Below are 21,509 nucleotides of genomic sequence, written 5' to 3' on the forward strand. Positions count from 1 at the left end.
GGGGGTGCGGGGATCGCGGTTGCTTGACCGGAGACCACCTCACTATCGATGTCCTGCGGTACCCGGACTCGACAATCCGTCCGGGCGATCCTGATGGCGTCTGTTCCTCCGTTTCTTCCCTCTGAATGAACTGCCTTACCTAACGGGGGACTGCGTACTGCTGATACCGCGTACTGCTGGTACTGCCGGTGATGCGTACTGCTGGTGACCTGTGCAAGCGTCACTCTTCGGCAGCCAGCCCCGTCGCCCATCGTGCGTCTGCTCTGGCTTAGAACCCCACTGCCGAACCTCCCGGTGCGCGCGCCCGCAGCCGACGCCTTCACCGAGGTACCGCTCACTTCACTTCACTGCTGGGTACTGCCACTGCGTCAACTGCTGTCGGCGGCCCCTGATGACTGCGGGCCACCCGGTCCGGCCGCCAGTCCCGTCGCCGTCCTGCAACTGCTCTGGCTTCGAAACTCCGCCACCGCACCGTCCTGCGCACTGCAACTACCTGTACTGCTGCCCGGCAGTTCGTCTCTGCCGGGCCCTTCGGCCTCTCTGGCTACGAGAGAAACCATAACCAGACCACCACCTAATGTCTACTCCAGCCAGCACAGATTTTTGCGAGTCCAGTGGAGAGGTAATCGACCCCCGCCGAGAAGGCCGCGGGGCGGGCTTCACCCGGCTTGACCGCCGCAGGGCGGGGCAGAAGCACCGGGTGGGCAGGCTTCGGCGATCAGAGGGCAGGGAGGTCTGATGGACACGATGAGCGTCGATGTCGCAGCAGGCCGGTCCGCGACCTCCCCTGCCGAAGCCCGCGAGCGCGCCCGCCTCTTCCTCGACAGCCTCACCCGTCCCCCCACCCGCACTGCTGAGGAATCCGTGGTCCTGGTCGTCTCGGGTGATCGTCGGGTCGGCTCCGGAAGCGGGGAGCGAGTTCGCGCGGCTCGTGCTCGACCCGGCCCGGCTGGATGGCTCCCTGCCGGCCGCGGTGCGCCGGGAGGCGGCCAACGCCGACCGTGAGGGTTTCGCTCGCTCCGGGTGCTTCATCATGTGAGGTCCGGCTGGCGTGCGGAGCGGGCGAAGGAACTGTTGCGAAGTGAACTCGATTCTGGAGCAGATCGGGTGCGCACACCCCCAAGCTGGGCAGCCGTCCCACGGCACCTGCGCCTGCGTTTCACGTGTACCGCACGGGAGAGGAGGGCTGGACGGCGATGACGCCGTGACCTCCTCCACTCCGAGCACCGGATACCGACACGAGCTGTACCCCTACTCCGGCAGGGACGCGTTAGTCGAGGGTGCCCTGGGTTTCGTCCAGGACGCTCTCGACGACGGTGAGGCTGTCGTCGTGGCCGTCCCCCAGGACAAGGCGTCCCTGCTGCGCGCCGAGATCCGCAACGAGGACGCCGTCCGCTACGTCGACACCGAAGCGGTCGCGCACCATCCCGGTCGGCTCATCGCAGCCTGGCAGGAATGGCTCCGGGAGTACGCGGCACAGGGGCGGCCTGTCCGCGGGGTCGGCGAGTCACCTTGGGACAAGGTCCGCAGCCCGGCCGACGCCCAGGAGCTGCGCTACCACGAATGGCTCCTCAACAAAGCCTTCGCCCATGGCCCGGCCTGGTGGCTGCTGTGCCCGTACGACATCGCACACGACGACGCCGCACTGACCGAAAAAACGGCCCGGTGCCATCCCGAGCTGCGCCAGGACGGTCGCACGACGCCGTGCGACGACTACGCCCCGAAGGCGCCGTACCGCTTCACCCCCCTCACCGACTCGTGCGACCCGTACGAGGAATTCGCCTACAGCAGCGGGGACCTGTCCGCGCTGCGCGAGAAGATCTCCGCGTGCGCCCAACTGCATGGCCTGACCGGCCGACGCCTGCGTGAACTGCATCTGGCCGCAACGGAAGTGGCCACCAACAGCATCCGGCATGGCGGCGGACACTGCGAGCTGCGCACCTTGAGTAAGGACACCTGATGCGTTACACGACCTTCGGACGCCGGACGGGACTGCGCGTGTCCGAGTGCGCGCTCGGCACGGCGAACTTCGGCACCGGCTGGGGTGCCGGCGCCGAGCTTGAGGAGGCGCGCCGGATCTTCGACCAGTTCGCCGAAGCGGGCGGTACCTTCCTCGACACCGCGGACAATTACCAGTTCGGCGAGTCGGAAGAGCTGACGGGGAAGTTCGTCTCCGCGGACCGGGACCACTTCGTCATCGGGAACAGGTCCGTCCAAAACAGGTGGAAGAAAACCACAGGTCAGAGCCCTACTATCCTGGCTTCGTGACGTGGATGGTGTGCGTTATGGGCGCTGTGTGCAGAAACTTGACGCTGCTTTGCCGCTCGGGACCGGGCTGGTTGCCGTCCTGACATCGACCACCCCGTGGTTCAAGAACGCCGACCGCGCCCAACCTCGACGAGCACGTGTCCGCCCTCGCCCGGGTCGGGTATCACACCGACAGGCAGTTCGCCGCCTACGGCCGCGACGCCAAGGCTGCGCATGCCATCCGCGAGGAATTCACCGACTGGCACCGCGAACTCATCGACCTCATCGTCCATCTCCGCGCGGCTGATGCCGAGGTGGTCGGCGAGGTTCTCCGCCGCGTGCCCCGCGTCCATGTAGGGGTCCGGCTGCCTGCCCGGCTCCCATGGTTCGGCCCACGGCGTGCTCCCCGCCTCGGTCCGGGAAGCCGTCAGGGCTTCGGCGTCGGCGAACAGCGGGTTGTGGGTGTCCGGCCAGGAGTCGCTGTTGCGGCCCCGCGCCCTGGAGTGCAATTCGACACCGCCGACGAAGACGACGGCGTGGGCCGCGTCGGCGCGGATCGCGTGGTACCCGTTGCGAATGGCCTCCATCGCGGAAGCGCAGAATCGGTTGTAGGTTGTGGCGGGCAGGTGATCGAGCCCGTGGAGCATCCCGGTGCCTTGGCGCCGCCGTCGGTCGAAGCCGGATCGGACGTAACCGTACGACCCTCGGACTCCACGGTGTGATCTTCACGCGGGACGACCGGGCGGGCGAGGGGAAGCTGTCGTCCCGGCTGGGCCTGGTCACGGCGGCGGTCGAGGCCACCGAGGCCGTGGACCTGTACGCCTACCTCGTGGACCAGCTCTCCAGACGCGGCAAAGCGGGCATGATCCCAGCCACTGGTCGTGACCGGCGCCATCAAGATCGCCACCGAAGGGTGCCCGCTGACGCTGGGCAGTGCACCTGAGTCGTGGCAGCGACTCCGCGTCGGATCAGCTCCCGGAGATGTTCGCTGTGAGCACGCGGATGGCTTCGCGGGTGTTGTCGGCGGCGAAGCGAACCTCTCGCACCTCCTGCGTCGGCTTCCCGGGCTTGGGCGCCACCGAGTAGGACTCGCGCAGCTTGATGCTGAGCGTGGTGGAGTCTCCGATCGGCATCGCCAACACCCCATCGCTGATGTTGACCGCCCTCCGGTAGCCGCTGTGCCGGGACGAGCGAACCGATTCGACGAGTTCTAGCGGAATGGTGATCTGAGTGAAGTGGGCGAAGCGCAGGACGATTTTGCCGTCGCCGACCGTGTGAGGGCGGATGGACAGCGCCGCGATGAATCCGAGTACCCATACCGATCCGTACACGGAGAGCACTAGCAGGGCGATGCGCGCCACCGTCCAAGGGATCAGAAGTTCGACGGCGAGGAGCTCCAGTGGCACAAGGAAGACCATCACCCACATAATTGGCTTGATTTCGGAGCCGTAGCTCAGGATCTGGTGTCCTTCAGGCGCGTCCGGCTTCCGACGGATCCAGCGCCACAGTGCACGGAAGAGTCCGAACTCCATCCCCATCGCTTTGGCGACGGGCGCGGGTAACACTGCGGACAGGGCCTGGTTGAGGGCCTCTTGCCCGTCGGCTCCCTGGCTCTTAGAGGTGCGGAACGCCCGCCTGGCCAGGGCGATTTCAGTGATGACGATCCCGGCCAGCAGGAGTTCGAGAAGCAGTCCCACCGCAACAGCTTCACCTAGGCTGAACACGCCGGTCCATACGAGACAGACCTGGGCGAGAACCACGGTGGGCGCCGCCCACCGGGCGGCGTTTGCCAAGAACTTCCTCAACGTTCCTCACCTGTCCTTGCACGGGTGCTCGGTGTCCTGGCAATCATGGCAGGCACCTCTTCAGGCGGAAGTGGGGGTAAGTATATTGCTGGCCATATTCGTTCGCATAAACCAGAGGGCGGAGGGCGCGCGGCAGAGAGATGACCGTGTCACGCCGGCAGCCGTCACGGCTTCACCCAGTCCTGTTCCACGACAATCCAGTGTCCACCAGTCAGTTGCTGTTCGAGGAATGCATAGGGCAGGAGGCCGTAGCCTTCGTCGCCCCACTGGGTCCCCCAGCTGTTGCGAACCTGGAACGCGCCCGGACCGGTGCCTCGGTCGTACGGAGCGGTGTCGACGTGATCGTCGTAGCCTGTCAGGAGGATGACATGAGGCCCCACGGACTGCTCAGTCGTCATTTGTACGGGGATGAAACCGCCATTGACCAAGGACATGGAGATCGAGGGGCAGAGCCGGATCTCCACACTCACCGGGATCCCTCGGGCAATCGCCCGGCGGGCAAGGTCTAGAGCGCCCGCTCCGTCGGGCGTGGACAGTCGCCTTATTACTTACTGTATGTGGCCCATCTTCGAGGGAGATCTGAGGTCGCAGTTCCACAGACGGAGCTTCTCTATGCGCTTCCCCAGCGGCAGGAGGTTGTGCCGCTTCACATAATCGATGACTCGCCTGTACTCCGCTTCCGCCGCCTCGTCGTGCTCTGGGACGACCACCCGCCGTTCAGCGACGAGCCGTTCGATCAGCTCCGCCGCCTTGGCGCGCCGCGCCCGGCCCACAGGCCGCTCCGAGTACGGCGTGGGCGTCTTCCTGCCGGTTTCCCGCCGCTCGGCCGCGTACCGCGGATCCTCCGGATGGTGACCGTGCTCCAGATAGAACTTCCCTGCCCCGGTGACCTCGGCCCGCACCGCCCCGCCGCGGCGTACGACGACCAGCAGCCCTCGATCGCGCAACGCGTACGCGGACAGCCGTTCAGCCGACGCCACGCCAGGCTCCTCGCCGGCATCCAGCCGCCGCAGGAGCTCTCGCTGGCGGTCGTTCAACGGGGACCAGCGGTGCATGCACCCACCTCACGCTCTCGCCAGCAGATCCCACCTGTGCCCAATCCCCCGCCCGTACGTGTTCCGCCGACGAGTACCGGAGGACGGCAGCGCAGCGGCGCTCCACTACAGAGCGTGTGCGCGGGAAGAGCTCGGCCAACGCCCGGACAAAGTCGGCATCCGCCCCGCCACCGCACGCAGAAAGCCGCCTCCCGAGCAGGCGCGCAGCCCGGCCCGAGGGGCGGCTTTTCATTGTTGACGCATCGTCAGGAATCAAGCCCGCCGAGCGGCAAATGAGCGTCACGAGCGTCATTTCAGCGTCAAGATATCGTCCGTAACGCCCATAGTGCACATAATGCGCACCGACAAACCTGCAGGTCAGGAGCTTTTCGCGACCGGTTCAAGGATCGCGACGCACTCCATGTGGTGCGTCATCGGGAGAGCGTCAGTCAGAGGCGAGGGAAAGAAATCGCAGGTCAACTGGTTTCCCTGGTCTAACTGCAGGGCTACGGGTGCATCGAGCGTCAAACGAGCGTCACGGACTTGTGCTGCCGCTAAGAACACTGGGCTCTCTCACCGCAGCCGTCGTCCCTTGGGCACCTGCCTCAACCGCCTCCCTCAGGTGCAGGTCCGGATTCATTGGAGGGGAATCCCGGCCGTGCGCCTGCCGCGTCCGCTGTGAGCATCTACCCACGCGCCAAAACTCCGCGAGGGATGCCCTTCAGTTGCCCCGGTTCCCTTTCCCCCGCATAGACGAAGTGCAGATCGTGACGCGCCCGAGTTGACATCACGTAGTACGCCATACGCAGTTCCGCCGAGGTGGGATCTGTTCCTGCGTCAGCCTCCGTGTCAGGCACCACGACCGTGTCGAACTGGATCCCCTTGACGCTTGCCCGGTGGACGATGACAACGCCAGGGCGCGACAGGTCGAGGGTCCGGTAGCGGCCCCCCGTCGCTTGCGCCGTGTACATCTGCGGCCGAAGCCGCGGTGCTTTGCGTTCCAGTCGGGTGAGGATTTCGAACTGGGCCTGGGTGGAGTGCATTACCACTCCGATGCTGCGGCCGGGTCGCATCCCGGCGAGACCGATCAGCAGGTCCGCCACCGCTCCTTGATGTGAGAGCGAGTGCAGCCGAGGCAACGGGCCGTCCCGCTCCGGAAGCACGGGCAGTCGGGGTCCCGTGTGGAACCTGGCGCCGAGCTCGGCTGTCTGCCGGGTGTTGCGGTAGTTGGCGTCAACCGCGTGGGGCGAGCACTTGCCCAGGCCTTGCGCGATCTCCGCCAGGGTGGAATTCGTGTTGGTCAGCCGCTGGCACTCGTCGGCGAAGACGGTGGTGCGGGCACCGAGGATCCGGCACAGGCGGTAGAAGGCAGGGGGCAGATCCTGCCCTTCGTCGACCACCAGTGTCAGCGGATCGCCAGGATCCTCGAGCGCGGCCCGCTCGTAGAAGGCTGGCCAGTCGTACCATCCGTCATCGGCACGCGGGGCATCGGCGCCGTACCACTGGGCGAGCCAGGAGTGTGCGGTCGCAACGGTGACGTGCGTACCGCTGGAGGACAACGCGGACACCATCGGCGCCAGCGACTGGCGCAGGAGGTTGGATCGGGTCAGCAGGACGGCCGGCCTTCCGGTAAGGGCGAGCATGACGGCCCGCTGCGCCGCCAGCACGCTCTTGCCGCTCCCCGGCGGCCCGCTGATCACGTGGTTCCCGTCGAAAGGCAGTCCATCGAGCAGCGCTCGCTGGGTAGGCGTCAAGTCGAGGTAGGTCAGTGTCACGGTTCCGCTCATTCCTGAGTGGCCGCTGCCCGGGCGGCCGCCACGATCGGCTCGAAGAACCCGGGCACGCCGCCCCCGCCCACGACCAAAGCTCGGTCCAGCAAGGTGTTTCCGGTCTCGCAGCTGGTTTCCGGAAGCAGTGCGCAGGCGTGGCAGGCGGCACGGTTGAGGTTCCCGAAGCCCTGCCCGGTGTGCTCCGAGCACAGCGGGTCCGCGGAGCACCAGGCGGCGGCCTCGGCCATCCGCAGCAGTGTCTCGGCGAGCCGCGGCTGCTCCCCCTGCTGTACGAGGCCCCCGAGCGTGCCCTCGGCGTCCCCGGCTGCGGTGTACACGAGGACCCCGTACTGGTCGTGTTCGGGCCGGGCATAGACGCGCTCGCGCAGGCTGGCCGTGGTGTAGCCCGATTCGAAGGACAGCTGGCGCACCAACAGGTGTCCGAGCGTGTGCAGGAGCACGAAGCGCGGGGAGAGCTCCACTCCCGTCAGGGCCTGGAGCCGGTCCTTCTGGAAGGAGCGTTCGAGATCGCCCCTGAGACCTGCCACCCGGGCCCGTACGGCGTCATGCTGCTCCCAAGCGGTCAGCGCAGCCACGTCCAGAGTGAGCAGAACGCCTTCGCCGAAGACTTCGACCGCGGGCAGCCAGCGCAGTCTGCGGGAGGTGTCGGACGGGACGATCGCAGCATCCGGAGAGACCCGGCTGAAGCCCGAGAGGGCCCGTACTTCTCGCAGCCGGTCGGCGAGGACGATGCGGCCGACGCGCTGGTGCAGTCCGGCCCACGGCTCCGTGGTCTCCCGCTGCAACCCCAGCCCGGAACCGCGGACCAGAAAGTCACGCGTCGTCGGCGGTTCGGCGGCCGTCAGCGCCGACCATTCCTCGCGGCGCAGATCCAAGCTCGCAGTGACCGTGCCGGCGGCATTGGCCTGGGCGGGGGTGCCGGTCCCGGTTTCCTCGGCGATGAGTGCATCGAGCACGGCGTCATCCACGTTCGTATCCTCCTTGATCATGTCTCGGAGGATGTCCGCACGCGGGGTCCCGGCTGCCTTGCACAGAGGTACCCAGTAGTCGCTCTCGCGGACGCGCTCGGCGAGATCGTCTCCCTCCAGAACCGGCACCTCGGCCTCGGGAAGGGAGAGGGCCGAGTGGACCACCGGGTAGTAGAGGTTGCCTGCGGTGCGCTGCACTACCTGGACCGGCTTGGCACAGTCTGCGGCTTCACGCACCCTCTGCCAGGGATTCCGTCCGGAGCACCGCATGCCGTGGGTGCCCAGCACGTCCAACAGGTCCCGGGACGCACCGCAACCAGGGGCAGCGCAGGAGACGGAGAGCGCCTCCAGGCCGGTTGCCCGGTCAGAGACGCGGAAGCGCAGTTGTTCGCGCGAGCCGCAGGACTGCCGCTGTGCGGCGTCGAGCCTCGCATGGGCCCAGAACCACCAGTCCACGTCGCTGAGGTGGCCGCCGGCACAGATCTGGACGAACCGCATCGGGGCGAGCTTGCGCACCGGCATGCAGGAGGGACAACTCGGCGGTGTCCCGGGCTTCTCATCGTTGATCCGCCAACGCACCATGCGGCGGCACGAGCCGCAGAACAGCCAGGCCGGAAATCGGATGTACGGCGCGCCGGGCGCATCAGAGCGGTCGAAGCGGTCGTTGAGAGTTGCAGGCGCCGCGAAGAAACCGGTCACACCGAGCCGGGAGGCCAATCGCGGTGATTCCACCGGCTGACGCACTCGCGGCCAGTCACCGATCCCGGTCGCGACGAACGACTCGCCCTGGATGTCGAAAACCGCGCCGACACCGAACGGGAGCACCGTCTGTGCCTGACGGACTCGAAGCTTGCGGTTCACTGGTCGGCTCCCTTTACCGTCACCTGGCATTCGCGATCCACGCTGCGCATGGAGTGGAGGGTCTCCCACAGCCCGCCGTGCTGTTCGAAGTTCTTCAACAGGTTGTGCTGCCCCTTGCCCTGATTGCGGTAGTAGAGCGCCTTGCCCTCTTGCCTGGCGTTGTGCGCGGCCTCCTCCCAAGCAGCAAGCAGCTCGGACAGTTCGGTGCGGACCGCATGTGCAGCGCGCCGGTCACTGGCCCCTGCCTTCCGTGCGAGCAGCTCGGCCAGCGCCTGCGCCTCACCGATGCGGTCCGGCAGTTCGCCTGCCTGGTTCTCGGCGCTCAGGCCAAGCCGGTGCCGTACGAGGATCACGAGAGCGGCGTGCAGCGCCCGGCGGCGCGCCGGCACCGACCACGGTGTGACGCTGGTCGGTTCGACATGGCGGTAGAGGGCCCGGTGATAGGGGTCGAAGGTCTCGTAGTGTGAACGGTCCCTAGGACGTGTGGCGTTGAAGAAGGCGATGACCAGTCCGGGCACTGCATGCCGACCGACCCGACTGGTGGCCTGGATGTACTCGGCCGTGGTCTTGGGCTGCCCCTGCATCAGCATCAGCGCGAGCCGTTTTACGTCCACTCCCACCGACAGCATGTTGGTGCAGGGCAGGAAGGACACGGCTTCGGGATGCGTCCAGGGCTTCTCCAGCCGGTCCAGCAGCACGGGCTGTTCGGCCCGTGCCAGGTTGCTGGTCAGCTCCTGAACCTGGTGGTCGGCGAGTTGCCGGACACCGGATCCGGCGTCCAGGCCGGCGAGCTGGGCAGGGATGTCATCGGCCGCGGCCGTGACGGTACGACCGAGTTCGCGGAGGCTGTGATGATAGGCGACGAGGGTCCAGTAGGAGTCCCGGTGCTCCTCCGGCAGTTCCCAGGCCCCTTGGAGCATGGCCGCAGCGGTGGCGACCGCTGCACGGCCGGCCGTGTGCCCCTGGGCCATGACGCCCAGGTAGCGCCGCCCGGGGCGTGAGGTGTCGGGTTCGGCGAAGTACGAGTGCCGGGCGTCAAGCCCGGCGGGCGGGAAGAGCTGTACGTCGGTGCCGTAGAGAGCGCGTACCTGTTCACCGGAGCGGCGGATCGTCGCGGTGGAGGCGACCACCTTGGGGCCCGTCCCGTCGGCCGTCGCGCACAGGCCGAGAATGGCCGCCTCGTACAGCCCCACCGTTGTGCCGAGCGGCCCGGTCAGCAGGTGCAGTTCGTCCTGGATGACCAGGGCGGGCGGCAGACTGACGCCCCCTGCCCCGAACAGGCTCCCCGCCCGAGGCTCCCAGGCGAGCCGCGCAAACTTGTCGACCGTACCGAGGACGAAGGTGGGCGGCCGGTCATACAGCTGCTCGTCTACGACGGCTACCGGCAGCTCGTCGTGGAAGGCGCACTCGTCGCGCGGACAGTAGAACGCGAAGGAGACGACGTCGGCCCGAATGCCGTAGTCGGCGTGATCAGGCGAACGGTGGGCCGGCACGATGCGGGTGCCGCACCAGGGGCAGCGGTCGAGGATGAAGACGTCCTCGGGCCGAGCCGCGGACCGTACGTCCTGGGCTGCCCTGTCAGCCGCCTCGTACGTGTTCGGCGAGGTGGCCTCGCCGACCCACAGCCCGATCGAGAACGGCTCCTCGCCATAACGACCTGGATCTGCGCGGCGCATCGTCTCCAGAGCACACACCGTCGTCGCGGCTCGCTGGAACTGCTGAGTGGTCAGCAAACTGAGTGTGTAACGGCTGAGGACCGCAGTGCCGCCGCCCTTCGGTTCACGCCGGCGCAGCACCATCACGAAGGCGGCGAGGAGCAGGTACGCCTCGGTCTTGCCACCACCGGTGGGAAACCAGATCAGGTCCGTCATTCCGCGGTCGGGGTGGCGGCGATCGGCGACGCCGTCCAGGGTCAACAGGAAGAACGCCAGCTGGAAGGGGCGCCAGGCGGACCGGGGGTCCGGCGCCGGGTCGACAGGAACGGAGTCTCGCCGGGCCCGCCGCTCCCCCGCCTGGTCCCGTGCGGAGTGGCGCATCTGCAGGGCCATGGCGAGGTTGGCCGCGCGGAACGCCTCCAGGAGTTCCGGGCAGCCGGGATCGCAGAGGGTGCGTACGCCGGACTCCATCCGGGTGACGGCCGTGCCGATGCGTTCCAGGACCCGGTCGGCGGCATCCCTGCCCCAGGCGGGTATTTCGATGCCCTTCTGCTCCTCGTACCAGTTGCGGTAGTCGGAGGTGAAGTCCGCCAGTTCCTGCCGCAGCTGCGCGACGGGCACGTCCGGATCTGCAAGGTGGAGCACGTTGAGTACGGGCGCGCCCGTGAGACCCGCGGCACGGGTGGCGGGTACTTCGGCCTCCGGCAGGACCACCGCGCGCAGTCCGGTCACGGCCTCGCCGTCGCCACTCTCCTCGACGGCGCAGCCGTGGCCTACGGCGTGGGTGCGTACGTGGCGGTACTGGAGCCGCAGCTCCTGCTCTTCCGGATCCCGGCTGGCGAGCCGGACGCTGGGGTACTGCAGTACCCGCCCGTCGCAGGGACGCACGCCGAGAGCCACCTGGAACAGCATCCGGTCCCACTGGGCCGACCGGCCCAGCGCCGGTTCGGTGCGAGCCGTGTTCACCAGCGCCACGGTCACCAGCAGGCCCTCGCCGAGGGGGCGGCGGCGAATCCTGATTTCGGCCCTCCCGTCGAGGACGCTGACGGCGTCTCGGTCCAGTCCGACGCGGTGGTTCTCCTCCGGGAGCGCGACCCTCTGCCAGCGGCGCCCCTGGTCTCCCAGAGCGCGCAGGGTGCGGTAGTAGGCGCCACCGCAGTCGATCTCGATGGTGTCACTGTCCGTGTAGAAGCTGAGCCCGAGCGACGAAGGCAGCCACGAGTTGGACTCCGGTACCGGATCGTCCGCCGGGTTGGTGTCGAGGGCCGCGCCTTCGGTTCCGATGCCGTCTTCGTCTTCGGCTGCCAGCGTCAGCTGCCTCTGGAGATCCGCATCTTGGGGGTAGAGCGTGCCCATCAGGTACTGGCGGTCAGGTGGCGCGTCGAGGACCTCGTCCTCACCGTAGGCCGGTCCGACCAGCTGGCGGCTCAGATAGTCGACGAGTTCTTGTCGGGGATCCATGGTGTTCCTCGGGGAAGTACGGGGCGTGCCGGGCCGGGAAGAGTGGATTTCAGCCGCGGCGCCACCCGTCGCGCAGCGGCCTGTGTTCGGAATCGGTCATGGCCGACAGCTGGTTCTGGAGTTCCGCGATGCGCACCCAGGCATCGTGCTCCGCCTGGGCCACCCGTCCGTTCGCTTCGGACTCTGCCTCGGCAACACGCTGGGCGGCCCAGCGTTCGACGGCTTCGACACGGGCGGTTGCGTGCCCATCGGCGTCCTCAAGCGCCCGCTCCCGCTGCGCGAGGGCCGACTCGGCCAACTGCAGGCGCGCAGCGAGCGCGGAGACACGGGCCTCGTGCTCCTGAACCGCCCTCCGGAGCAGTTCCTCGGCTTCGTCCGCCCGCCGCTGCGCTGCCTCAAGATCGCGTAGCACACCGGCCGCGGGCTCGGCGGCCTGTCGCGCTGCCTGGAGCTCCACCTCGGCCTGCATCCGCAACCGGGCCACTCGTTCATCGGCCGCGTGGTGCAACGAAGCCGCTTGGCGCTGCAAGGCCAGATCGACGCGCTTGAGCAGTACGGACTCGAGCTCGTCAAGCTGTCGCTCGGCGTCTGCGACAGCACGCCGGGTGCGCTGCCGCTCCCCTTCGAGTGCGTCCGCATGTTCCTCCCGCAGACGGCGCTCGGCCGCCGCCGCTTCCGGACGGCGCCGCTCTGCCGTGCCGTCCTTGGCGGGCGGCGCGACCGGTACGACCGGCCCGAGGCCGGCCACCGCCTCGGGCGACCCCGCCGGCTCGACAGCCTCGTTCACTTCGGCAGGATCCGCCACGGTCTCCGTCTCTTCCATGGACTCCCTCTGCATGGCGGGCTCCTCAACGACGGCCGGAACGGCAGGCGTCGAAGCAGCCGGGTCGGCGGCGGTCTCGGCCGGTTTCGGCACTGCCGTGGGCCCTCCGCGGACAGGCTGCTGGGACGTGAACTCCTCCAGGGCGTCCCGAAGCGCGAGCCGCGACTCGCTGCGTACGAGGGGGCGCTCGGCCAGGTAGGTCCGCGGCGAGGCGCCGTTCAGCGCCGCGAAGGAGCGATCGAGGAAATCCGCGGGACGTTGGCCAGTGTTCTTGAGGGAGTTGAAAACCTTCTGCAACACCTGGAGAGCCGTGACGACCGGGCGGTCGAGCGTTCCCCTTCGCTGAACCGCACCCACGACGTCCTCTGTGGCGGACTGCCCCAGCAGCGCGGCCAGTTCGGCGTCGCCAAGAGCGATCAGCGCATACTCGGCAAGCCATGCCATGCCGCCGGCGAACATGACCGGTATCGCCAGCGCCTGCTCCCAATCAGGCTGAAACCTCCCAGGTGAAGGCGTCTCCGCCCCCTTGAGGTCCGACCCCGTGGACGACTCCGGCTCCGGCTCAATGATCGGCTCCGTGCCCGGCTTCGTAGGCAGGAACACGGCGGCATCGAACAGAGGCGGCTGCGCAGCCAGGTCCACCGCCTCCGGTACGCACCCCTCGGCAAGGGCAGGCGCATCGTGCTCTGGGGTGGGCTGCGGACTCAGCGGTGCTCGCTGAGTCGGCACGCCGACCGGTTTCCGGAGTCGGGGAGACCGCTTCAGCGGCGCTTTGCGCTTACGGGGCTTCGGGTCCGGCGGCTCGGGGGGCCTCAGCCCGATCCCTTCGGCCTGCAGCATCTGCCGGAACGCCCCGAAGGCCTTCCCCTCCACCTGGCGGATGCGCTCCCGGGTGACGCCGAACTCCTTCCCCAGCTCGTCCAGAGTCGACTTCTCGCCGCCGTCCAAGCCGGTGCGGCGCAGGAGGATCCGCGCATCCCGCGCGTCGAACCGTGTGAGCAGGGAGAGCAGGTGCGCGTGCCCGACCGCCTCGATCGCCAGGTGTTCCGCCGACGGCAGCGGCCGGTCCAAGGCGACCAGGTCCCCCAGGTGCACACCGTCCCCGATCACCCGGTCCAGGGAATCCGTACGCCGGCTGACCTTCCGGATCTCCTCGACCCGGCCAACACTCAGATCGCACGCGACCGCAACGTGGGCGGCGCTCGAGGGGCGCCCTTCCGACTGCAGCCGCCGCTCTACAGCGGCAACCTTGCGGACCTGTTCGTGGAAGTGAACCGGGATGCGGATGACCGCCCCCTCATCCGCGATGGCCCGGCTGATCGACTGCCGGATCCACCACGTCGCATACGTGGAGAACTTGTAGCCCCTGGCCGGGTCGAACTTGACCGCCGCCTTGAGCAGCCCGAGGGCCCCGTGCTGGAACAGGTCGTCATGATCGAGGCCTTGTCCCAGATGGCGCAGGGCAACGGCGTGCGCGAGGCCCTGGTTGTGCATGACAAGGCAGTTGCGCGCCATGACCCGGAGGTCGGTGGCAGGCAGTGCGGCGATCTCGGCATCGGTCGGCCGGGTCTCGATCCGGTCAGGGCCTCCCCGCACGAGCACGCCGAGCCCCACCTCTTCCTCGGCGGTGAGTCTGCGCTTCGCGGGTCGCCGCGTGAAGCGGTCCTCGTTCAGCACCGCCCGCGCGGCCTCGACCGCCCGGCCGATGTCTCCGAGAGGCTGCGCGGGTGCGCGTTGCTCCGGGTCCTGGTCGGGGTCGAAGTCAGCCCACTCCAACTCGGCTGCCACTTCGCGTGGTTGCGCCTCCAATTCGGCCGGTAAGGGCGCGGCGTGCACACTCACCTGGGAGGCCGTCTTCCTCGGGTCAGGCCGTGCCGCCGCCTGGAGCGAACTCGTCTCCGTCGGGGTCAGACCCGCGAGCTTGGCCACCCCTTCTACAGCGGTGGAGCTCACCCAGCCCTGTTCGTTTGCGTACCGGCCCAGCAGAGTGTGCGCCGCGGCCACCCGCCCGGTAATCGAGGGATGTACAACCTTTCGCGCGTCACGCTCATCCTGGTCGGTATGCTCCGCTTCCCGTCGGACCTGCAGCCCCAGCCGGGCCAGCTCGCTTCGCAGGCGCTCCTGCTCCGCATGCGCCAAACCGAGACCCCCGACGCACCTGCGGAAATCTGCTTCGGAGACCGCACCTCCCACCGCCGCCCTGCCGAGTTCGGCGTACAGCTCGCGGAGCGCGTTACGAAGTGCAGCCGCGCCCCGCTCGACCCGAGCCTCTCCACCCACGGCCACCCCTCCCTCACCCGTTCAAGAAATGACCCTACGGTCGACCTGTTGACAATGTCAACAGGTTCAACCATGGAAATGACAGCTCATGGATGTGTACATTCGACGATGTGAAGGACTAGCACGTAAGGACAATGCTCCTCTGCGACCATGAACAGGGCACTTGCCACCCATCGGGACAGGTGCGCGGGGAGGGGATGCGACGTGACGGAGAGAGGGGCGGCAGTGACCGAGCGGCTGATCGGGGGCCGGTTCCGGGTGACGGGAGTCATCGGGGCCGGAAACATGGGCGAGGTCCACAGGGCCGAAGACCTGCATCGGCCGGAGGGCGACCCGACACGCACCGTCGCCGTGAAGACCGTGCTCCGCCGCCGCTCCGGGGTCGCCCTCGACACCGGAGCGGATGCCAAGGCCGTCCAGCGGTTCGCCCGCGAGGTCCGCATCATGCGCCGCCTGGAACACCCGAACCTCACCCGTCTCATCGACGGCGGTGTCGACGACACCGATGGCGGGCGCCCGTACCTCGTCATGGAGTACCTGGACGGCGAGACTCTGCGCGACCTGATCGAGGAGGAGCGTCAGCTCCCCGTGGCGTGGGCCGTGGCGATCGGCGTTCAGATGGCTTCCGGTCTGGCCGCGGCGCACACGGCAGGCATCGTCCACCGCGACCTGAAGCCGGCCAACACCATGCTGATCACCGGCGGCACTGTGAAGGTGCTCGACTTCGGCATGGGCCGGATCGCCGACGACCCGGACGAGACACGGCTCACGAGCACCGGCGTCAGCGTGGGCACGGCCCGGTACATGGCGCCCGAACAATTCGAGGCCAAGCAGGTCACGCAGGCGGCCGACCTCTACGCCCTTGGCTGCGTCCTCTACGAGATGCTGGCCGGAGTACCGCCGTTCACCAGCGGCTCGGCCTACGAACTGGGCCGCAAGCACGTGGAGGAAGAGCCGACCTCCGTACGGATCGTGCGGCCTGCCGTACCTGCCGGTCTGGCGCGTCTGGTGGAGCGGCTACTGGCCAAGGACCCGGCTGAGCGGCCCGCCGACGCCGTCGCGGTCCGTGAGGCCCTGCTACCTCTGCTCCCCGAAGCCTTCGACGCAGACGGGACGGACCCCGGCGACCAAGGCTCCGCCCTCCCCCACTGGAGCGCCCTCGACCCGGTGCGTCCCCTGCGGGGCAGCACGTCGACGGCGGAACCGGGATCCTCGCACGCTGCCGAGGCTCGGCCCTCCGCGGTTGCCGGCGGTGTCGGGATGGACGTCTTCGGTGTGCACCGCGCTCTGATCAAGGACTACCGCTCCTTCACCGAGGGCGGCACCGTCATCCGGGACGACCGCATCGCCTCGTTCGTCGAGGACGACCTGAACGCGAAGTCGCAGTGGCCGGACCCGTGGCTGTCACTCAACCCCTTCTTCGGCGGCGGCGGCACAGTCGTCGAGCTGGCCGGCCAAGGTGTCCTGCACCGCGAGTGCGCGCAGATCTTCCAGGCGGGCAAGACGAAGGGCGGCACGGTGTGCGACGGCCGCCCGCTGACCCTCCACCAGCACCAGCGGGAGGCGATCGACGCCGCCGCGTCCGGCGACTCGTACGTGCTGACCACCGGTACCGGCTCCGGCAAGTCGCTGTCGTACATCGTCCCGATCGTCGACCGGGTGCTGCGGGAACGGGAGGCGGAGGGGCCTCGGTCGGCAAAGCGCGTGCGGGCGATCGTCGTGTACCCGATGAACGCTCTCGCCAACAGCCAGCTGAAGGAGCTGGAGAAGTACCTGCGGGACGGTTACGGCGAGGGCCGGGAGCCGGTCACCTTCGCCCGTTACACCGGCCAGGAGGACGAACAGCGCCGCAAGGAGATCCGCGGCAACCCGCCGGACATCCTCCTCACCAACTACGTGATGCTGGAGCTGATGCTGACCCGGCCGGCCGACCGCGCCAGCCTCATCAGCATGGCCCGCGGCCTGGAGTTCCTCGTCTTCGACGAGCTGCACACCTACCGCGGCCGGCAGGGCGCCGACGTCGCCCTGCTGATCCGCCGGGTGCGCGAGGCGTGCCAGGCGGAGCGTCTCCAGTGCGTCGGCACGTCGGCCACCATGTCCACCGAGGGCACCGTCGACGACCAGCGCAGGGTGGTCGCCGACACCGCGACGACCCTCTTCGGCCTGCCCGTCCACCCGCGGAACGTCATCGTGGAGACCCTGATCCGGGCCACCGGCGAGGCGCCGGCGACCGTCCCGGCCGAGCGGCTGCGCGCTCCCGCCGCCCCCCGCGCCTACGCGGACCTGGTACGCGACCCGCTGGCCCGCTGGATCGAGACCCGGTTCGGCCTGGCCGTGGACGCGGGCCGGCTGGTACGTCGGCAGCCGGCGAAGATCGAAGTGGCCGCTCAGGAGCTCGCCGACGCCTCCGGCGTGGAGGCCGAGCAGTGCGCGGACGCGATCCGCGCCACCCTGGAGTCCGGCTCCGAGGCACGCCACCCGGTGACCGAGCGCCCCCTGTTCGCGTTCCGGCTGCACCAGTTCCTGTCGAAGGGAGACACGGTCTACGTCACCCTCGAGGACAAGCTCACCCGCCACCGCACGCGCTCCTACCAGCTCGAACAGCCGGGCAGCGGCGGCAAGCTGCTGATGCCGCTGGCGTTCTGCCGGGAGTGCGGCCAGGAGTACCTGACCGTGTGGCGCACCGAGAAGGACGGCGAGGTCCGGTACGAGGCCCGCCGCGACACCACGGCGACCGGCGGGCGACAGGGAGACGGCTACCTGTACGTCGACCACGACCGGCCGTGGCCGTCGGCGACCCAGTACGCGGTCGACGACCGCCGGCTTCCCGAGTCCTGGCTGGAGCTCGACGACCGGGGCCAGGAGGTGGTCAAGAAGTCCTACCGGGACCGTCTGCCCCGCGCCGTCACCGTCGATCCCCGCGGCGTCGAGGGGCAGGGCGAGCTGCAGGCCGCCTTCATCCCCTCCCCGTTCCTGTTCTGCCTGCATTGCGGCGTGGCGTACGAGCAGACCCGCGGCAAGGACTTCGCGAAGCTCGCGACGCTCGACCAGGAAGGCCGCTCGTCGGCGACCTCGCTGATCTCCGCCTCGGTCGTGAAGTCCCTCAAGTCGGTACCGGAGGAGGCCCTGGAGAAGGAAGCGCGCAAGCTGCTCACCTTCGTCGACAACCGCCAGGACGCCTCACTCCAGGCCGGCCACTTCAACGACTTCGTACAGATCACCCAGCTCCGTGGAGCGCTCTACCGGGCAGCCCTCGACGCGGGCGAGGACGGCATCCCCCACGAGGAGCTGGCCACCCGCGTCGGAGAGGCCCTCGGCCTCGGCCTGGTCGACTACACCGGCGAGAGCGAGCTCGCGCCGGGGATCGCGCGCGCCGCCGCCAAGACCCTCCGCGACGTGATCGCGTTCCGGCTCTACCTGGACCTGGAGCGCGGCTGGCGCATCACCATGCCCAATCTGGAGCAGACCGGCCTGCTGGAGATCGACTACGAGGACCTGGCCTGGGTCGCGGACAAGCAGGACCGCTGGGCCGGCACCCACGAGGTGCTGCGCGACGCCGATCCCGCCCTGCGCGCCGAGATCACGAAGGCGCTGCTGAACGAGATGCGCCGGTCCCTCGCCATCGACGTGTCGTACTTCCGGGACGACTTCGACGCACTCCAGCGGGCGAGCGAGGAACGGCTCGTGGACCCGTGGGTGCTGTCCGCCGCCGACCGCCCCAAGGTCGCCGCCGCCTACCCGCACCCCTCGGGCAAGGGCATGGACCGCTCGGCGCTCTTCCTCTCCGCCCGCGGCAAGTTCGGCAAGTACCTGGGCCGTGCGGACCGCGAGTTCAAGAAGCTCGACACGGACGACCTCCAGCTGGTCATCGAGCAGCTGCTGCAGGTCCTGGCCAAGGCCGGGCTGGTCAAGGAGATTTCCGAGGCCCCGCAGCGCGCGGGCCGCTTCCGCAGGCCGACCGGCCCCACCGCGACCGGCTACCGGGTCGCGGCACAGTCCCTCGTCTGGCGGGCCGGCAAGGGTGAGACCGGTACGCACGACCCGCTGACCCGCACCTACCAGAGCGGCGACGGCCCCCGTGTGAACACGTTTTTCCGCGACCTCTACAAGGACGCTGCCGGAGCCCTGTCCGGCCTATTCGCCCGCGAGCACACGGCCCAGGTCTCTCCGGAGGAGCGGGAGAAGCGTGAGGAGGCGTTCCGCAAGGCCGAGCTGAAGCTGCTGTACTGCTCGCCGACGATGGAGCTGGGCGTCGACATCTCCTCGCTCAACGCGGTGATGATGCGCAACGTACCCCCGACGCCCGCCAACTACGCCCAGCGCTCGGGCCGGGCTGGACGCAGCGGCCAGCCCGCGCTGGTCACCACGTACTGCGCCACCGGCAACAGCCACGACCAGTACTACTTCCGCCGCTCCGAGCGGATGGTGGCGGGCGCGGTGGCCCCGCCCCGCCTGGACCTCGCCAACGAGGACCTGGTCCGCTCCCACCTCCAGGGGATCTGGATCGCTGAGGCGGGCCTGAAGCTGGGCCGTGCCATCCCCGACGTACTCGACGTGTCGTACCCGGACACCGGGGAACGGCCCGCCCCCGCCCTGAATCTGCACCCGGAGATCCTGGCAGCATCCATCGACAAGGACGCCCAGCGCCGCACCGTCGACGCGTCGCTGCGCGTCCTCGGCCCGCTGCTGCCCGACTTCGTGGACACCACCTGGTGGTACGACGAGTGGATCCAGGACCAGGTGCGCACGGTCCCCGAGCGCTTCGACCGCGCCTTCGACCGCTGGCGCAAGCTGTTCACCTCCGCACTCGACGACCAGTTCATCCAGAACCGGCGCCGGCTCGACTACAGCCTGACGGAGGGCGACCGCATCCGGGCGAACTCCCGTCGCCGTGAAGCCGAGACCCAGCTGAACCTGCTGATGAACGAGAGCGTAGACAGCAAGTCGGTCCTCTCCGACTTCAACCCGTACCGCTATCTCGCCTCCGAGGGCTTCCTTCCCGGCTACAGCTTCCCCCGCCTGCCCCTCGCCGCGTACATCCCGACCATCGGCAGCCGCCGCGGCAACGGCGACTTCCTCCAGCGGCCCCGCTTCCTCGCCATCCGCGAGTTCGGGCCCGGTGCGCTGATCTACCACGAGGGCGCCCGCTACCAGGTCACGCGGATCCAGCTCCCGCCGGACTCCTCCGGCGACCTGGCCACCAGCGAGGCCCGCCGCTGCACCCAGTGCGGCTACCACCACGACCCGAAGGAGCGCGACGACCGCTGCCGCATGTGCGACGAGCCGCTCGGCTCGGCCACGTACGGCCTACTCCACCTGCACACCGTGTACACCACCCGCCGTGAACGGATCTCCTCCGACGAGGAGGAGCGGCGCCGCGCCGGTTTCCGGCTGGAGACCTCCTACCGCTTCCACGACCACGGCACGCGCAGCGGCCGGCTGAACGCGTCCGTCACCGACGCCGCGGGCGCTCCGGTCGCCGACCTGGCGTACGGGGACTCGGCGACGGTGCGCATCACCAACACCGGCCGGGTACGCGCCAAGAGCGACGAACCGAACGGCTACTGGCTGGACCTGGCCGACGGCCGCTGGATGAACGACCGCGACGCCTCCCAGGCGTCCGGTGACTCCGCCGAGCTGCCGGTGATCGACGAGGACGGCAACGAGCGGCGGCGCAAGAAGCGGGTCATCCCGTTCGTGGAGGACCGCCGCAACATCCTGGTCCTCACCCTCGACGAGGCACTTCCCGAGCCGATCGCGCTGTCCCTCATGTACGCCCTGGAGCGCGGCATCGAGGCCGCGTTCGAGCTGGAGGACGCCGAGCTGACCAGTGAACTGCTCCCCCCGGACGACGGCCCGCGGCGCCGCATCCTCTTCACGGAGGCCGCCGAGGGCGGGGCGGGCGTCCTGCGCCGCCTCCAGGCGGAGAAGGGCGCGCTGGCGAAGGCGGCCCACCAGGCCCTCGCCATCTGCCACTTCGACGAGGACGGCACGGACCAGGGAGGCCCGCACCCGGACCGCCCCTGCGCCCTGGGCTGCTACGAGTGCCTGCTGACCTATGGCAACCAGCTCAACCACGCCCTCATCAACCGGCACTCCGCGCGGGAGCTGCTGGTCCGCTTCGCCTCGGCTTCGGCCACGCGTGAGGCGCGCGGCGAGTCCCGGTCGGAGCAGTTCCGCCGACTCCTCGACCAGGCGCCCGACGCCCCCGCGACCACCCGGGTGGAGGCCGTGGTCGAGGAGGCCGTCGCCGTCGCCCAGGACAACCTCCTCACCTGGCTGAGGGCGCGCGGCCTACGCCTCCCCGACGAGAGCGAAACCCTGATCACCGAGGCGAACGCCCTCGCGGACTACGTGTACCGGCTGCCCGGCGTGAACCTGGCCGTCTTCGTCGACCTGGCGGACACCGAGCCGACGGCGCTGCGCGACGAGGACGCCGAGGAACGGCTCCTCGACGCCCGCTGGGACGTGCTCCGCTTCCCGCACGGCGCCGACTGGGACCAGCTCGTCGCACCGCACGCCCGCTACTTCGGCACCCCCTCCGCCCACTGACTCCGCCCACTGACACGAGGACGAGACGACTGA

Annotated in this window: 11 protein-coding genes and 1 pseudogene; 4 read left to right on the forward strand and 8 right to left on the reverse strand. The window is 69.0% G+C overall.

The annotated features are described in order from the left end of the window. The first annotated feature begins 1,204 nt into the window (after window positions 1-1,204). On the forward strand, window positions 1,205-1,960 hold the full coding sequence (locus OG299_RS11130; protein ID WP_327361400.1) for an anti-sigma factor RsbA family regulatory protein: 756 nt from the start codon (window positions 1,205-1,207) through the stop codon (window positions 1,958-1,960). After that, window positions 1,960-2,268: an aldo/keto reductase gene (locus tag OG299_RS11135; RefSeq protein WP_327361401.1), complete on the forward strand. Its 309-nt coding sequence runs from the start codon at window positions 1,960-1,962 to the stop codon at window positions 2,266-2,268. Before OG299_RS11130 ends, OG299_RS11135 begins: the two co-directional genes overlap by 1 nt. A gap of 101 nt (window positions 2,269-2,369) precedes the next feature. On the opposite strand, the gene OG299_RS11140 is transcribed toward OG299_RS11135, so the two are convergent. Next, complete coding sequence (locus tag OG299_RS11140) at window positions 2,370-2,894, reverse strand: thiolase family protein (RefSeq protein WP_327361402.1); 525 nt, start codon at window positions 2,892-2,894, stop codon at window positions 2,370-2,372. A 35-nt stretch (window positions 2,895-2,929) separates the two neighbouring features. Between OG299_RS11140 and OG299_RS11145 the strand changes: the two are divergent. After that, a pseudogene (locus tag OG299_RS11145) lies at window positions 2,930-3,115 on the forward strand (thymidine kinase); the annotation flags it as partial. A gap of 100 nt (window positions 3,116-3,215) precedes the next feature. Here the strand turns inward: OG299_RS11145 and OG299_RS11150 are convergent. From OG299_RS11150 to OG299_RS11180, 7 genes are all read right to left on the reverse strand, one after another. Then, window positions 3,216-4,052 (reverse strand): hypothetical protein, encoded by an 837-nt coding sequence (locus OG299_RS11150; protein ID WP_327361403.1) that lies wholly within the window; start codon window positions 4,050-4,052, stop codon window positions 3,216-3,218. A gap of 164 nt (window positions 4,053-4,216) precedes the next feature. Further along, entirely contained in the window at window positions 4,217-4,597 is a 381-nt protein-coding gene (locus OG299_RS11155; protein ID WP_327364501.1) for a C1 family peptidase, read from the reverse strand. Between the two features lie 3 nt (window positions 4,598-4,600). Further along, a complete protein-coding gene (locus tag OG299_RS11160; RefSeq protein ID WP_327361404.1) occupies window positions 4,601-5,107 on the reverse strand; it encodes a hypothetical protein in 507 nt (168 codons plus the stop codon). Window positions 5,108-5,772: 665 nt separating this feature from the next. Continuing rightward, complete coding sequence (locus OG299_RS11165) at window positions 5,773-6,861, reverse strand: DEAD/DEAH box helicase (RefSeq protein ID WP_327361405.1); 1,089 nt, start codon at window positions 6,859-6,861, stop codon at window positions 5,773-5,775. 8 nt (window positions 6,862-6,869) lie between these two features. Beyond that, window positions 6,870-8,735, reverse strand: coding sequence for a DrmB family protein (gene drmB, locus OG299_RS11170; protein WP_266634032.1), 1,866 nt, complete (start codon window positions 8,733-8,735; stop codon window positions 6,870-6,872). Then, window positions 8,702-11,821, reverse strand: a complete 3,120-nt coding sequence (locus tag OG299_RS11175; RefSeq protein WP_327361406.1) for a helicase-related protein — start codon at window positions 11,819-11,821, stop codon at window positions 8,702-8,704. Before OG299_RS11175 ends, drmB begins: the two co-directional genes overlap by 34 nt. Window positions 11,822-11,870: 49 nt before the next feature. Next, window positions 11,871-14,924 (reverse strand): sigma-70 family RNA polymerase sigma factor, encoded by a 3,054-nt coding sequence (locus OG299_RS11180; protein ID WP_327361407.1) that lies wholly within the window; start codon window positions 14,922-14,924, stop codon window positions 11,871-11,873. A 285-nt stretch (window positions 14,925-15,209) separates the two neighbouring features. Here OG299_RS11180 and OG299_RS11185 point away from each other — a divergent pair, with 285 nt between their 5' ends. Further along, window positions 15,210-21,476 carry a protein kinase domain-containing protein gene (locus tag OG299_RS11185; RefSeq protein ID WP_442817584.1) on the forward strand — a complete coding sequence of 2,089 codons (6,267 nt, stop codon included), beginning with the start codon at window positions 15,210-15,212 and terminating at the stop codon, window positions 21,474-21,476. The last annotated feature ends 33 nt before the right edge of the window (window positions 21,477-21,509 follow it).

It is taken from the genome of Streptomyces sp. NBC_01296 (assembly GCF_035984415.1).
In the GTDB taxonomy this organism is placed as follows: Bacteria; Actinomycetota; Actinomycetes; order Streptomycetales; family Streptomycetaceae; genus Streptomyces.